The sequence below is a fragment of the Acinetobacter sp. AL9 genome (assembly GCF_041464035.1).
Classification (GTDB): Bacteria; Pseudomonadota; Gammaproteobacteria; order Pseudomonadales; family Moraxellaceae; genus Acinetobacter; species Acinetobacter towneri.
In genome coordinates this window covers 23,292-38,458 of sequence record NZ_JAYFSK010000023.1, presented here as the reverse complement: position 1 = coordinate 38,458, position 15,167 = coordinate 23,292, and the positions used below count along the sequence as shown (strand labels likewise).

Sequence of the window (15,167 nt, the reverse complement as noted above, 5' to 3'; positions counted from 1 at the left end):
TTAGCAACAGGAGGTGTTGCTGAATATATATCCATGTTCATGGATTAAGTCCCCACTTGTTTTTAGGTGGGAACTAAATTAAGGCTTATAGGATCGCTTGGTAAGGCTGTGTTAGCCGGATGCTTACGCTTATAGCTAACACCGCAATCAATTTTTTCACTCGTCTAGGGTCTGTCAAGCGCGTATTTTCAAGATTAAACCCGCGTCCTTTGAGACAACTGAATAAGGTTTCAATTTCCCAGCGTAATGCATAATCCTGAATAGCATTGGCATTAAACTGAGGAGAAACGACGAGTAAAAGCTCTCCATTTTCTAACTGTAGTGCACTTATATATAGTTTCACCCGACCAACCAAAATCCGTCGTTTACGACATTCAATTTGACCAACTTTAAGATGGCGAAATAAATCACTAATTTTATGATTCTTTCCTAAATGATTGGTGACAATGAAGTTTTTTTAACACGAATGCAGAAGTTGATGTCTTGTTCAATTAACCATGTAAACCACTGCTCACCGATAAACTCTCTGTCTGCGAACACATTCACAATACGGTCTTTACCAAAAATGGCTATAAAGCGTTGAATCAAAGCAATACGCTCTTTCGTATCTGAATTTCCACGTTTATTAAGCAATGTCCAAAGGATAGGTATCGCTATTCCACGATAAACGATTGCGAGCATCAGGATATTAATATTTCGTTTTCCCCATTTCCAATTGGTTCTATCTAAAGTCAGTTGCACTTGGTCGAATGAAAACATATTGAAAATCAACTGAGAAATTTGACGATAATCAAAATACTGACCTGCAAAGAAGCGCTGCATACGTCGATAAAATGATTGTGGTAAGCACTTGATGGGCAAGGCTTTAGATGCAGAAGAAAGATTACATGTTTGCTTTAAAATAATCACAAGCATGATGAGCGCAAAGCACTTTAAATGTGACTTGTTCCATTTTAGATATTTGTTTAAGATAAGATATAACTCATTGAGATGTGTCATAGTATTCGTCGTTAGAAAACAATTATTATGACATTATTTCAATGAGTTATCTATTTTTGTCGTGTACAGAGAAAAAATTTTTAGCTTTAATAAAGTCGTCATTGTAGAGCTTTCTGGCATAGGCAAGTCCAAACTCTTATTTATTGTCTAATCTAAGCATAATTCAAATAAGTTGAGACAGAAATCATAAAAAATGCCAGTTATCATGTTTTTTTATGATTTTTTCTACTTAGCCTAATATGTAGTCATCCGTCCCAAATCATGTTTAAGTGAGTGAATGAGCCACAAGCAGAGCATGACTCTGCTTGTTGTGCTATTCGTTAGGTCTTAACCTGTATTGCGTAAGCCTGCTGCAATCCCTGCAATACTCACCATGAGGGCATGATCGACAGGGGTATGTTCGGCATGCTGTTCTGCCAAATACAAACGACGACGTTTCATCAATTCTGCCTGTAGCAAATGCAGTGGCAATAAATAAGGTTTACGCACCCGCATCGATTGATCTAGCACATCATTGCTGCTGAGCAATTGCGATTCACCTTTAAGGGTCAGTAAAGTCGTCACAGCATCACGCAGACGTTGACGGAGTTGCTCACCCAGTTGTTTTAAGTCTTCGTCATCGGTCAGGTTAGATTCGTAGTACAGGGCAATATTGCTGTCGGCTTTAGACAACACCATTTCCAGCATATCAATCAAAGTCTGGAAATACGGCCAATCGCTGAGCATTTCATCCAAAGTGGCTTTTTGTCCCTGATCGAGCGTTTGGTTAATTGCTGCGCCTGTCCCTAACCAAGCAGGCAGCATCAAACGGATTTGTGTCCATGCAAATACCCATGGAATGGCACGTAAGGATTCAATTCCACCGCTCACTTTACGTTTCGCGGGACGTGAACCGAGTGGCAACATTTGCAATTCCAGCTCTGGCGTGACAGTGCGTAAATATTTCACAAAATGCGGATTTTCACGCACGGTTTGACGATAGACCTGCACCGAAAGTTCGGTCATGTTATCCATCAGCTCGCGCCATTCTGCTTTCGGCACAGGTGGTGGCATCAGCGTCGCTTCTAAGGTTGCAGCGGTATAGACTTCCAGATTTTGTAAGGCAACCCCTTCAAGCCCAAATTTAAAGCGAATCATTTCACCTTGTTCGGTGACGCGAATTGCACCTGAAATAGACCCTGGAGGTTGTGAGAACAATGCTTGTTGCGTTGGCGCACCGCCACGGCTGATGGAACCACCACGACCATGGAATAAAGTCAGCTGCACAGCATGTTGCTGCGCTACCGCAGTCAGTTCTTCCTGCGCGCGGTACTGTGCCCAGTTGGCAGACATGAAACCTGCATCTTTGGCGGAGTCTGAGTAGCCAATCATCACCTCATGTTTGCCCTGAATATGCTGCTTGTACCAATGCATATTAAATAGGGTATTCATGGTCTGAGCAGCCCCATCCAAGTCTTTCAGGGTTTCAAACAGTGGCACCACACGTAAAGGATGCTGAATGCCTGCTTCTTTTTGCAACAATAATACCGCCAACACATCACTTGGATATTCCGCCATGGAAATAATATAAGCCCCCAAACTTTCCTGCGGCTGTGCAGCCAGAGTGCGCATGGTGGCAAATACTTCTTGCACATCGGGATGTTGAATCAGGCTTTGTGCAGGTTCCTGCATGAATTTTGGCAATAACGGACGTTTACTTTGTAGCTCTTGAAGCAAGAAGTTCTGACGCGCTTGTTCAGTCCAAGTTTCAAAATTGCCCAAACCTAAATATTCGGTAATGGCAGAAATGGCTTGACGATGACGTCCCGATTCTTGGCGAATATCCAGTTTTAGTAATTCAATGCCGAAACAATTCACACGATGAATTAAATCCAACAATTTGCCGTTCGCAATGTCTGATAATTGGCAAGCCGTCAGCGAGCGATAACACAGCAATAAAGGCTGTAACAGTTCGTCTTTGCTTTTGATGACCAAACTGTCATCTGCATCTTTGCCTTGCAGTTTCGCTGCTAACCAGTCGCGGGTGGCTTTTAGGCGTTCGCGGGTGTCGCGTAAATATTCACGGTACGGCTCGGCATGGAAATGTCCCAAAGCATCTGCCAATTCTGGGCTGCATTGCTGAATGGAAAGTTCCCAACGCAGGTTTTCAATATCACGTAAATACAGTTCTGCTGCTTTCCAGCGTGACAGCCACAGCACTTCTTGAGTAACTTTATGAGTGACATTCGGGTTACCATCGCGGTCACCGCCCATCCAAGAGGCGAAACGCACAGGCGCAACACTCAGCGGCAGGCTTTGCCCACAATGTTCCTGCACAATGCTGTCTAACTCACGCATGAATTTAGGCACCGCATTCCACAAGGTTTGTTCGATGGTGGTAAAGCCCCATTTGGCTTCATCGACAGGGGTTGGGCGATGTTGGCGAATTTCATCGGTTTGCCAAGCCGAGCTGATCAGCTGTTTTAAATCTGCCAAAACTGCCTGACGTTCACGTGGTGTCAGTTTTTGCTGATCCATTTTAAACAAGCAGTCATTAATATCGTCATATTTTTGAATGAGGGTACGACGGCTGACTTCAGTCGGATGCGCAGTTAAAACCAACTCAATTTTTAGCTCGCAGACTTGTTGAAAGAGTGTTTCTGCAGAAATTTGGTTGTCTTTAAACTTGATAAATAAGTGATCTAGCGGGTTTGGAGAAACGCCATTTTCATCAAATTCGCTTTGGCGACGGCTCCGCACCACATGATATTGCTCAGCGATGTTGGCAAAATTCAAAAAGTGGGTAAAGGCACGGGTGAGCGGTAAGATTTCGTCATCTTCCAGACTTAAAAACAGTTGTTCGAGTTGTTTTTCAGCTTCGGCTTGTCCATCGCGCGCGCCTTTAGATAAAGCACGAATTTGTTCGACCTGATTAAACAAATCTTGTCCTGCGTGTAACTTGAGGGTTTCACCCAATAAGTTGCCAAGTAAGCGTACGTCATCGCGTAGAGGAGCATCAATTTGTTGAATCATTCGTTGTTCTCCATGTTCTGTGTTTTTCTACTCTGTTAAGACTATACCCCGATTTAGATACAATCCAAGCGGGCTATCTACAAAAGTTGCATGGATTTTGCGCATCTGAAGTTATAGTGCCAAGTGGCAGTATTTAGGAGAGAAATACAGGACGGAGATATGAGTCAGTTGATCATTCGTATATGTGTAAGGTGAGAGTCAGATTTCGCATGATGAGGCTGCAAAATTAGCTTGCTCAGCCATAACGCAGCATAAAAATACCAATCGCATCTTCAATAATCTTTTGAGATTGTGCAGCATCGGGCACGGCACGTACACCGAGTAAAACTTCATGGTGACGTAAACCATGCAGTAAGGAAACGATCAATTCAGTTTGCGTTTTTGGTTCATCGGCCTGAATAAACTGCAATTCTACTGCTTGGCGAAAGAAGCTTTCCCACATCGCGCGAAGTTTGGCATGTGAGGCATTGTAAAACTGCAATGCCAACGGATTTTGCTCCGAGGCCAGTTCCATCAGCAAATGTTCTAATTTAATCGCTTCAGGCATATTGACCAAGTTCAAGGACAGTTTACAGGCTTGGTATAAGGCCTGCTTAAAATTGCTATGTGCAGTCAAGTCCAAAGGTTGTGCTTTGAGCAGACTTTCACAGGTTTCTTCAATGGCACAGGAAAATAACGTGGCTTTGTCTTGAAAGTGGTTATATACCGTTAATTTGGTCACGCCTGCTTCACGTGCAATCTGATTCATACTAGAACCATGAAAGCCCAACTTTAAAAACAAGTGTTTTGCCGACATTAAAATGCGTTGGCGTTTTTCTAAATCTTTTGGTCGTCCGACATGAATCTGCACACGCTCATCCTAATTTGCATCAGTACAACTGGAAAATGACGTTTCAGTTTTAATTAATGTACCCAGTGGTATATTAATTAAAAAATAATCAATTTAATATAGGGGTTTGCACGCACTTCATAAATGGCTTGCGCTGTAGGCTAAAACTGAGCAGATCAGGCATGAAACGCAGGGAATAGCGAGACTATTACCAAGTTTCATAACGCAATCTGAGAAAGTTTTAGCCACAGTCCTTTGGAACAAGCATATTTTTTACTGCTATTACGTTATGAGTCAGTTACTTAGAATGACTAAGTTTCCTGCCTCATGCCTTATATCAGCTAAAAATATGCGCTGTCGCAAACATAGACGAAGTGTCAGCAAACCCTACCGTATTCTGCCCTAAAAAAAACGTTTAAATAAGAGCAAACCTGATGAACACGACTCAGAATCTCATTGCCAGCCTGATGCTGCTGTGCTGTATCACCCTAATTGGATGCAGTAAGCAAAAAACCGAGGTTGAACAGGAAGTCCCTTTGGTGATGGTGACCCAGCCCAGCAGTTTACATCTTGAGCAAAAAAGCTATGCAGGCGAGGTGCAAGCACGTCAGCAAACGGCTTTGGCATTTCGGGTTGCAGGGCAAGTTACACAGCGTTTTGCCGATGTGGGAGATCAGGTCAAAGTTGGGCAAGTCTTAGCAAAACTGGATGTGCAAGATGCCGCATTGCAGCTCAATGCCGCGCGTGCGCAACTGGAAAGTGCGCAATCTGCTGCAAAAGTTGCTAGCGATGAGTTACAGCGTTTTCAGCAATTATTACCCATGAATGCAGTCAGCCGCTCGCAATATGATGCAGTCAAAAACCAGTATCAACATGCCATGGCGCAGTTGAAACAGGCGCAGTCCAATTATGCGGTTAGCAGTAATCAAACCGACTATAACCAGTTACGTGCCACAAAAAATGGTGTGATTACTGAACGCAATATTGAAGTTGGGCAGGTTTTAGCGGCAGGGCAGGTCGCTTATCAATTGGCGATTGATGGGGAGCGTGAAGTCGTGATTGGCGTGCCTGAACAAGCGGTGAGTGAAATTCGGGTCGGGCAAGAGGCAACGGTAAGTTTATGGTCACAACCCGATACCCGTTTTGCAGGTACGGTTCGAGAAATTTCCCCTGCGGCAGATCAGTCGCGTACTTTTAAAGTCAAAGTGGCTTTACGTGAAGGCAATGCACAGATTCAATTGGGGCAAAGTGCGCGGGTATTTCTGACTCGCCAAGCCAATCAGGGTTTATATGTGCCTTTATCTAGCGTGTCGGCAACAGGGCAACAAGCTTTTGTTTTGGTCTTACAGCCAGACTCAACCGTGCGCCAAATTCCTGTTACATTGGGCGCTTATGGACGGGACAGCGTGCCTGTACTGAGTGGCTTACAGCCGCAAGATTATGTGGTGATGGGTGGGGTACATTTACTGCGTGATCGACAAAAAATCCGCCCAATTAACCGTGACAATCAAGCTGTACAGGCAGTCAATCCTACAACTCAGGCAGCTCCTGCTGCTACACAGACGGAGCGTTAAAATATGAATTTTAACTTATCCGAATGGGCGTTAAAAAATAAGGGTTTAGTGGTCTACTTGATGCTGTTGTTGGGCATTGTTGGTATTTTTTCATACTCTAAACTGGCACAAAGTGAAGATCCGCCGTTTACTTTTAAAGTGATGGTGATTCAAACCTATTGGCCAGGAGCGAGTGCCAAAGAGGTTTCCTTACAAGTCACTGACCGTATTGAAAAAGAATTGATGAGCACGGGCGATTATGAACGTATCATGGCCTATTCGCGTCCGGGCGAGTCCATGGTGACTTTTATTGCCAAAGATTCCATGCGTTCCAGCCAAATTCCAGATGTCTGGTATAAGGTGCGTAAAAAGGTCAATGACATTCGCCATGAATTGCCACAAGGGGTACAAGGCCCATTTTTTAATGATGAATTTGGCGACACTTTTGGTAATATTTATGTGCTGACAGGCGCAGACTATGACTACGCCACCCTCAAAGAATATGCTGACCGTTTGCAACTACAATTGCAGCGGGTCAAAGATGTGGCCAAAGTCAATTTGGTCGGTTTGCAAGACCAAAAAATCTGGATTGAGTTGTCTAATACCAAAGCCGCACAACTCGGCATTCCTGTTAGTGCGATTCAGCAAGCCTTACAACAACAAAACAGCATGGCAAGCGCAGGTTTTTTTGAAACCCATTCAGACCGTATTCAGGTCCGTGTGAGTGGTGCATTGAACAGTGTTGATGAGCTGAAACAAATGCCACTGTTGGTAAATGGCACCACCATTCAACTGGGCGATGTTGCCGAGGTCTATCGTGGGTTTAGCGAACCTGCTCAACCGCGTATGCGCTTTATGGGTGAAAACGGCATTGGCATTGCGGTGTCGATGCGTAAAGGCGGTGATATTCTGGCTTTGGGTGAAAATCTGGAAACTGAATTTGCCCGTTTGCAAAAGACCTTGCCTTTGGGCATGCAACTGCAAAAAGTTTCTGATCAGCCTGTTGCGGTAAAACACAGCGTCAATGAATTTATGAAAGTGTTGGCTGAGGCGGTGATTATCGTGCTCTTGGTCAGCTTCTTTTCACTGGGTTTTCGCACGGGCTTGGTGGTGGCATTTTCCATTCCACTGGTCTTGGCGATGACTTTTGCAGGTATGCATTTGTTTGATGTCGGACTGCACAAAATTTCACTCGGTGCGCTTATTTTAGCCCTCGGATTGCTCGTGGATGATGCCATTATCGCCATTGAAATGATGGCAATTAAGATGGAGCAGGGCTATAGCCGCTTGCAAGCCGCAGGTCATGCGTGGCGTACCACTGCTTTCCCTATGCTGACAGGGACATTGATTACCGCGGCAGGTTTTTTACCCATTGCCACAGCAGCCTCAAGTACAGGGGAATATACCCGTTCAATTTTCCAAGTGGTCACCATAGCTTTGGTGGTGTCCTGGTTTGCTGCCGTGCTATTCGTGCCGTATCTGGGCGATAAATTATTGCCAGATTTTCAGCGTCATGCACAGCGAGCGCCGTGGTATCAACGTCTTTGGGCGCGTGTACGCAAACAAGCTGAACCGCAGCCTGTGCTACAGCACGCAGGTGAATTACACGACCCATATCAAACCCGCTTTTATCAAGTGTTTCGTGGATGGGTTAATACTTGTGTGCGCTATCGAAAAACCGTCATTGCAATCACAGTTGGCATATTTGTACTGTCAATTGCGATGTTTAAATTGGTACCACAGCAATTTTTCCCACCTTCCAATCGGGCAGAAATTTTAGTCGATTTAAAACTTGAAGAAGGTGCGTCTTTAACAGCCACAGAAGCAGCCGTTAAAAAAGTTGAAAAGTTCTTGGCGCAACAACAAGGCATCGACAATTATGTAGCCTATGTTGGCACAGGTTCGCCGCGTTTCTATTTGCCTTTAGATCAGCAATTACCGCAGGCCAGTTTTGCCCAATTTGTGGTATTGGCATCGTCTTTAGAAGACCGCAATGAAATTCGCCGTAATTTATCAGAGCAAATTCGCTTGTTATTGCCAGAGGTGCGTACTCGCGTGTCATTATTGGAAAATGGCCCACCAGTGGGTTATCCATTGCAATTCCGCGTGTCAGGAGAAGACTTGGCACAAGTGCGACAATGGGCACAGCAAGTCGCAGCCACCATCAGTGCCAATCCAAACAGCACCAATGTGCATTTAGATTGGGGTGAGCCGAGCAAAGTCATTCAATTGCAGATTGATCAAGACCGTGCCCGTCAAATGGGGGTGTCGAGTCTGGATTTAGCTAACTTCCTTAATAGCTCTATCAGTGGCGCGGCTATTAACCAGTATCGTGAAAAACGTGAACTGATTGAAATCCGTTTACGTGGTGATCAAACCGAGCGCCTAGATGTCGCATCTTTAAGCAGTTTGGCTATACCGACTTCACGTGGAACATCGGTGCCGTTGGCGCAAATTGCACAGATTGAATACCGTTTTGAAGAAGGCTTAATTTGGCATCGTAACCGCTTGCCGACCATTACCGTACGTGGTGATATTCGTAGCAATTTGCAACCTGCAACGGTGGTGGCAGAACTGTCTGAACCGATGGCGGCCCTGCGTGAAAAGTTGCCAAGTGGCTATTTAATTGAAGTGGGTGGCACGGTTGAAGAATCGGCACGTGGGCAAAAGTCAGTCAATGCAGGCATGCCATTTTTCCTTGCCGTGGTGATGACTTTGTTGATGATTCAGCTGCGTAGCATGTCCCGTGCATTCATCGTGTTTTTAACTGCACCGCTCGGCATTATTGGCGTGGTATTGTTCCTGTTGCTGTTTAACAAACCCTTTGGTTTTGTGGCGATGCTCGGCACCATTGCCTTATCGGGCATGATCATGCGCAATTCTTTGATTTTAATTGATCAGATTGAGCAGGATATTCGAGCAGGAGAGTTACAGTGGGATGCGATTATTAACGCTACGGTGCGCCGTTGTCGTCCAATTGTACTGACCGCTTTGGCGGCAGTATTGGCCATGATTCCACTTTCTCGCAGTATTTTCTTTGGCCCGATGGCTGTGGCGATTATGGGCGGATTAATTGTCGCGACCTTATTAACTCTGTTCTTTTTACCTGCGTTATACGCCCAGTGGTTTAAAGTGAAAAAAAATCCACATAATCTGTAAAAGTGACATAATAACGGGTGCGAAACTTGGAAAATTTCAATATAGTAGCACCTTATATTTTTCAGCCTTTGCATACGTCACAGCATGCGCCAGATTAAAAAATAAAGCATGGCACAGATGGGGTTAAATCACATTATGAAGCAAGATAACTTGTTAAAGTTTCGCCGTTCTGTCGCGATCTCTTACGTGTTTATGTTTTTTGCTTTATTTACTGTGGTGAGTGGTGCATTGGCGTATTGGTATGCACGAAAAGTGATTGTGGTCGATAGCACTGAAGTCTGGTTACAGGCACAGGCTTTATGGATCATGCGTAATGTGGTGATTTACAGTGTATTGGCATTGTTTGCTGCATTGTGGTTTATTCCATTGGCCTTCTTTCCTTGGGATGCCTTTTTATGGGTCAAAGCCTGCACCGTAGCAGGTGGGGTCTTTGCCGTGATTGCCTTCTTATTTTTAATCAATGCTTGGATTAAAGGGCTATCCAAATTTTTGAAAAATAAAGCTGTGTTCTAATGGCTTGAACTTCATCTAAAGCACTTCAGCTAAAATTTTTAGCAGTCTCCCCTTGTAAAACTCAGTTTTACCCCAATTTCACACATCAGTTAAGTTTTAAATAGAATTCCGTGAGGAGCATCGCCAGACATGGCTAAACGTGATTATTATGAGGTTTTGGGCGTCTCTAAAACCGCTAGTGATGATGAAATTAAAAAAGCCTACCGTAAGTTGGCGATGAAATATCATCCAGACCGTAACCCGGACAATCCTGAAGCTGAAGAGAAGTTTAAAGAAGCTTCAGAAGCGTATGAAGTTCTGTCAGACAGCGAAAAACGCAGCATGTACGACCGCATGGGCCATCAAGCCTTTGAAGGTGGTATGGGCGGTGGTGCTGGCGGCTTCGGTGGTTTCAGTGCGGAAGATATTTTCAGCCAGTTTGGGGATATTTTCGGTGGAGCCTTTGGTGGGGGGGGGCGTGGCCAGCAACGTCAACGCCGTGGTTCAGACTTACGCTATGTGATGGAACTCACGCTTGAAGAAGCAGTAAAAGGCGTCAAGAAAACCATCACCTTTACAGCACCTGCACCTTGTGATGCTTGTGATGGTAAAGGCTCAGAAAATCCAAATGATGTTGAAACTTGTCCAACCTGTCATGGTGCGGGTCAAGTACGCATGCAACAAGGTTTCTTCTCGGTACAGCAAACCTGTAGCACTTGTCGTGGTCAGGGCAAAATCATCAAGAATCCATGTAAAAAATGTCATGGTTCGGGGGTCTCAGACCGTCAACAAACTCTTGAAGTGACCATTCCTGCAGGGGTGGACAATGGCGACCGCGTACGCTTAACGGGTAAAGGTGAAGCCATTCGTGATGGTCAATCGGGCGACCTATATGTAGAAGTAGTGGTGCGTGAGCACGAAATCTTCCAGCGTGATGGTGCCGACCTATATATGGATGTACCTGTCAGCATTGCCGATGCTGCTTTAGGTAAGGAAATTGAAATTCCGACTCTAGATGGCCGCGTGAGTTTGAAAGTGCCTGAGGGAACACAGACGGGTAAATTATTCCGTTTGCGTGGTAAAGGGGTAAAACCTGTGCGTAGCAGTATGCAGGGCGATTTGCTCTGCCGTATTGTGGTGGAAACACCTGTGAATTTAACTGCACGTCAGCGTGAATTGTTAAAAGAATTACAGACGACGATGGAAGGTGAGGGCAGTCAGTCATCACCAAAGAAGAAGTCTTTCTTTGATCGTTTGTTTGATTAAGGAAACTTAGATTAGGTGTGTCGAAGCACAACCTGATCTAAACTCAAAAAACAAAGGCGATCTTAAGGATCGCCTTTGTTGTATCTGCTGCACGCTTATTCGACTTCAGGTACATCAATCTCTAAAACATCCACCATTTCAGTCGTTGCTGTTTCAACGGTAGTTTGTGGTTGAGCGCTTGCAACAACCTCATGTTCTGCTGCTGTTTCTTCTAGTTCAGGTGCATCGACTTCAACCGCAAGAGGTTCTTGTAGCGTCACGCTAATACGGACTTTAGACAGGCTTTCAAGCGTATCACCTTCTTGAAGTGCAGGCTCTGCAAATACGGATGCTGTGCTCATGCCCAACAATAATGCCAATACAATTTTCTTCGAATGCATGTAAATCCCCTTTAATTTTTGCAGTTGTTATCATTCGTGCAGGCTAGTCTGCGCATGCAAGTTTGCAAATTTGTGAAATAAAAATAAAAAATGAGCATTTTGAGATAAATTTTTAGCATCGCTTCGTTAAAAGTTTACCTGAGGGGTGTAAAGTGACCATCAGCAGTATAGCTCGGCTTGCTTTCGGATAAAAATAAACCCAGAAACTTGGCAGACAAACTTAGTCTAGGCAGCGAGTTTTGCTATAGTAAGCACAATTGAGAATCTATTTTAGGAATATGCTATGTCAGCAACTCCACGCATTGGTGTATTAGGCGCAGGCGGCCGTATGGGGCGCATCTTAATTCAAGCCGTTCAAGAAGCAGGCTACCAATTGGCAGCTGCAGTCGAACGCCCAGAAAGCAGTCTCTTGGGGGCAGATGCTGGAGAGCTGGCAGGTGTGGGTACACTCGGTGTGAAAGTCGTGGGCAGCCTAGAACAAGTATTAGCTGACTGCGATGTCGTGATCGACTTTACCGCACCAGCCGCTACAGCACAGCACTTAAAGCTTTGTCGTGAAGCAGGCGTGGCGATTGTGATTGGCACCACAGGCATGAATGATGAACAAAAAGCACTCTTAGAAGAATCGGCTCAACAAACCCCAGTGGTGTATGCTGCCAACTATTCAGTTGGGGTAAACGTATCTATTAAACTGTTGGAACTGGCAGCCAAAGTCTTTGGTGATAGTGTAGATATTGAAGTGATTGAAGCGCATCATCGTCACAAAGTTGATGCACCATCAGGCACGGCATTGATGATGGGCGAGGCCATTGCAGCAACCTTAGGTCGTGATTTAAAACACGATGCTGTTTACTGCCGCGAAGGACACACAGGGTCACGTGAACGCAAGAGCATTGGCTTTCAAACCATTCGTGGTGGCGATATTGTCGGTGAACATACCGCAATGTTTATTGCCGATGGCGAGCGTGTGGAAATTACCCATAAAGCCACCAACCGTATGAACTTTGCTGCAGGTGCCGTGCGTGCTGCAGCGTGGGTGGTGGGACGCGAAGCGCGTAAATACGATATGAAAGATGTTCTTGGATTTAACGATATTCAGATTTAAAAATTGCGCAGGAATCCGAAATAGATAAAAATGACTTGAACAATTTTTAATCTGCCGCTAAAACTAGGGTCTGATGTCTTGGATGATGACGCATCAGACCCGATCTAAAACTAAAATAAGATGCAAAATAAAATGAAAAAATCTCTGCTGATGTTTGGATTAAGCACCTGTATTTGTGCGGCCTCTGCACAAAATATTGAACATGCCAAACTGAGCATACATAAAAATAATATTAAAGTCTGGACATTTCAACAACAGTCTAGCCCTGTGTTTTTGTATAAGGCCGAAACCACCTTCAATGTACCTTTAGAAAAAGCTGCTGCCTTAATTTTAGATGTCGATCATGCCGTGAAATGGGTGCCTTATGTGGGCAGTGTCAAAGTCTTATCACGCGATGACCAAAAAGGTGAGTTCTTGCTGTATATGGTGTTGGATTTTCCTTTTCCGCTAAAAGATCGTGATTTAGTGGTCAAAGGCAAAATGAGTAAAGATGCACAAGGTATGGTTAGTATTCGAAATAAAGCCATTGAGGGGGGCTATCCCTTGAACCCAGATTATGTGCGTATTCAGGATTACGAAGGCGACTGGACCTTTCAGAAACTGGGTAATCACAAAGTCAAAGTCAGTACCTATGGCTATGCTAACCCTGAGGGTTCGATTCCTTTAAGTTTTGTGAATATGTTTGTGCAGCAGCAACCGTATCAAATGCTGCAAAAAATGAAAATTGAATTAGGCAAAAGCCGTAGTTATAAGGCATTGCCTGAAATTTTGCGTTAAATAATGGAGTTGCGCTGAATTTTTAATCTCAGAAAAATGGATGAAATCGGTGTCGATCTCATCCACGAAGTATTTCGTTCCAGTGGGTAGACTTAATATGAAAACAGCCCTTTTTCTAAAGGAAATTCAATGCCAATCGATGCACCACCATCATTGCCATGGGCATCTGAATCGCTAATCCAGCCATTCAGTTTAAGTGGAATATCTGGGCGTAAATAGTGTGTCCAAGTCAAATCCAAAGCTTTTAACTGATCTTTTTCTGGGAAAGCTTGGTTGGTTGCGCGGTTTGATTCATTCAATTTGGCAAACAACATACGCGCATTCACGCGGTTCATACGATCAAAACGAATATCACCACCGACTGAAATCATTTGTCCATCACCGCCCATAGCATGCGCTAAAGGATAGCCATGTTGGTAGAAACCGTCAGTATAGGTGCTGTGATTATAAGTGATACCTTGTGCTGTACCGTTGGTACGGGTGTCAGCCCATTCGGTATAGAGTTGGAATGGCATATTCTGATAGCTTGATGAATAGTCCACCCCAGCCAAATACATTTTTTTAGCGGGTAAGCCACCTGCTTCATCTTCACCTGCATATTGTGCATAGAAGCCCATTGGAACTTGTACCAATGGTTGTAGGTTCAAACGCGCATCAAAGCCTGCAATTTGGTTAGAGGGGTCAGGTTCGCCAGTACCACCATTGTCTTTATTGCCAACAAAAGCATCCCAAAGTGAGTTCAAGCTTTCTGGACGATTTTCACCACCCCATTGAAATGCACGTGATGCTCCAAGTTCTAAATAAGGCAGTGGTTGTGCTGTAACACGTAAACCTATCAGTTTTGCATCGGGCACAGCATTATAATCATGTAATTGACCTGCAAAAGCTTGGTATTGCCATGGGCCAATCCAAGACAGCCATTTATTGTTAAACGCCTGTTGTTCGGCACGTTGCATAGTTACGCCGTAAACTGGGCGGCTGGCATCACCACGAATTAAACTACCGTCATGTGCAGGGCCCCAATAGGTTGGAATTTGCCCTGCAATGAGCCATTGATTCCAAAGTTTGGCTGCAATATACGAACCTTCAACATTGACATCTTGATCGTTGTCAATTTGTGGGTCTTTTTCTGCATTGACGCGAATTTTAGCATCCCAGTTTTGATTGCCTGCATTGAGTTCCAAACCTGCTTGATATTGCGCTTTTTGTTGGTCGCCAAAGGCTTGTGGAATATTTTTTTGATCTGTTTCTGCAAAAAGCGAGGCTTTGAACAGTTGGTTATTGGCATTTAAATGTGCCACCACTGCATCGATGACTTTTTGTTGATTGTTGTTGCTGACTTTGGCTTGAGAAAGTGCACGTTGAATTTCATCACCACTCATAGGCCAAGTTGACGTACTAATTTGAATGACGCCTTGCTGATTTAGCCAGTTTAAATCGGTACGTAAGTTTTGGTCATTTAAGACAATGCCTTGGGCAAAGGTTAAGGATGAGCTTAATGCCAGTGTCGCCAACAGCGCTTTGGGTGGAAACATGCTTATATATTCTCAGGGTTTATATAATGTAACCAACATAGGTTTTTACGTGGTTTTTTG

General features: G+C 44.3%; 10 protein-coding genes and 1 pseudogene. 6 read left to right on the top strand and 5 right to left on the bottom strand.

Annotated elements, in window-relative coordinates:
- Nucleotides 1–130 precede the first annotated feature (130 nt).
- The 3 genes and pseudogenes from ACEO2X_RS07300 to ACEO2X_RS07290 form a co-directional block, all read right to left on the bottom strand.
- Nucleotides 131–999: pseudogene (locus tag ACEO2X_RS07300) on the bottom strand (IS4-like element ISAba1 family transposase); the annotation flags it as partial.
- Between the two features lie 327 nt (nt 1,000–1,326).
- Entirely contained in the window at nt 1,327–4,011 is a 2,685-nt protein-coding gene (ppc, locus tag ACEO2X_RS07295) for a phosphoenolpyruvate carboxylase (RefSeq protein WP_179994297.1), read from the bottom strand.
- Between the two features lie 235 nt (nt 4,012–4,246).
- A complete protein-coding gene (locus ACEO2X_RS07290) occupies nt 4,247–4,861 on the bottom strand; it encodes a TetR/AcrR family transcriptional regulator (RefSeq protein WP_019837343.1) in 615 nt (204 codons plus the stop codon).
- A gap of 413 nt (nt 4,862–5,274) precedes the next feature.
- Between ACEO2X_RS07290 and ACEO2X_RS07285 the strand changes: the two genes are divergently transcribed.
- From ACEO2X_RS07285 to dnaJ, 4 genes are all read left to right on the top strand, one after another.
- Complete coding sequence (locus ACEO2X_RS07285; RefSeq protein WP_371971470.1) at nt 5,275–6,414, top strand: efflux RND transporter periplasmic adaptor subunit; 1,140 nt, start codon at nt 5,275–5,277, stop codon at nt 6,412–6,414.
- 3 nt (nt 6,415–6,417) lie between these two features.
- Nucleotides 6,418–9,552 carry an efflux RND transporter permease subunit gene (locus ACEO2X_RS07280; RefSeq protein WP_371971468.1) on the top strand — a complete coding sequence of 1,045 codons (3,135 nt, stop codon included), beginning with the start codon at nt 6,418–6,420 and terminating at the stop codon, nt 9,550–9,552.
- A gap of 135 nt (nt 9,553–9,687) precedes the next feature.
- A complete protein-coding gene (locus tag ACEO2X_RS07275) occupies nt 9,688–10,065 on the top strand; it encodes a hypothetical protein (protein ID WP_371971473.1) in 378 nt (125 codons plus the stop codon).
- Between the two features lie 129 nt (nt 10,066–10,194).
- The gene (gene dnaJ, locus ACEO2X_RS07270) at nt 10,195–11,310 is read left to right on the top strand and encodes a molecular chaperone DnaJ (protein ID WP_180062505.1); all 1,116 of its coding nucleotides are present in this window, start codon (nt 10,195–10,197) and stop codon (nt 11,308–11,310) included.
- A 95-nt stretch (nt 11,311–11,405) separates the two neighbouring features.
- Here dnaJ and ACEO2X_RS07265 read toward each other — a convergent pair whose 3' ends face one another.
- The gene (locus tag ACEO2X_RS07265; RefSeq protein ID WP_207973816.1) at nt 11,406–11,690 is read right to left on the bottom strand and encodes a hypothetical protein; all 285 of its coding nucleotides are present in this window, start codon (nt 11,688–11,690) and stop codon (nt 11,406–11,408) included.
- 283 nt (nt 11,691–11,973) lie between these two features.
- Between ACEO2X_RS07265 and dapB the strand changes: the two genes are divergently transcribed.
- On the top strand, nt 11,974–12,795 hold the full coding sequence (dapB, locus tag ACEO2X_RS07260; protein WP_180187041.1) for a 4-hydroxy-tetrahydrodipicolinate reductase: 822 nt from the start codon (nt 11,974–11,976) through the stop codon (nt 12,793–12,795).
- A 132-nt stretch (nt 12,796–12,927) separates the two neighbouring features.
- The gene (locus tag ACEO2X_RS07255; protein ID WP_180187042.1) at nt 12,928–13,572 is read left to right on the top strand and encodes an START domain-containing protein; all 645 of its coding nucleotides are present in this window, start codon (nt 12,928–12,930) and stop codon (nt 13,570–13,572) included.
- 92 nt (nt 13,573–13,664) lie between these two features.
- Here ACEO2X_RS07255 and ACEO2X_RS07250 read toward each other — a convergent pair whose 3' ends face one another.
- Nucleotides 13,665–15,107 carry a capsule assembly Wzi family protein gene (locus ACEO2X_RS07250; protein ID WP_371971465.1) on the bottom strand — a complete coding sequence of 481 codons (1,443 nt, stop codon included), beginning with the start codon at nt 15,105–15,107 and terminating at the stop codon, nt 13,665–13,667.
- Between the last annotated feature and the right edge of the window lie 60 nt (nt 15,108–15,167).

Bases quoted from the DNA above. Each gene is read 5' to 3' on its own strand.
- ACEO2X_RS07255 (WP_180187042.1), top strand. From the start codon at position 12,928: ATGAAAAAATCTCTGCTGATGTTTGGATTAAGCACCTGTATTTGTGCG.
- dapB (WP_180187041.1), top strand. From the start codon at position 11,974: ATGTCAGCAACTCCACGCATTGGTGTATTAGGCGCAGGCGGCCGTATG.
- ACEO2X_RS07285 (WP_371971470.1), top strand. From the start codon at position 5,275: ATGAACACGACTCAGAATCTCATTGCCAGCCTGATGCTGCTGTGCTGT.
- ACEO2X_RS07275 (WP_371971473.1), top strand. From the start codon at position 9,688: ATGAAGCAAGATAACTTGTTAAAGTTTCGCCGTTCTGTCGCGATCTCT.
- dnaJ (WP_180062505.1), top strand. From the start codon at position 10,195: ATGGCTAAACGTGATTATTATGAGGTTTTGGGCGTCTCTAAAACCGCT.
- ACEO2X_RS07250 (WP_371971465.1), bottom strand. From the start codon at position 15,107: ATGTTTCCACCCAAAGCGCTGTTGGCGACACTGGCATTAAGCTCATCC.
- ppc (WP_179994297.1), bottom strand. From the start codon at position 4,011: ATGATTCAACAAATTGATGCTCCTCTACGCGATGACGTACGCTTACTT.
- ACEO2X_RS07280 (WP_371971468.1), top strand. From the start codon at position 6,418: ATGAATTTTAACTTATCCGAATGGGCGTTAAAAAATAAGGGTTTAGTG.
- ACEO2X_RS07265 (WP_207973816.1), bottom strand. From the start codon at position 11,690: ATGCATTCGAAGAAAATTGTATTGGCATTATTGTTGGGCATGAGCACA.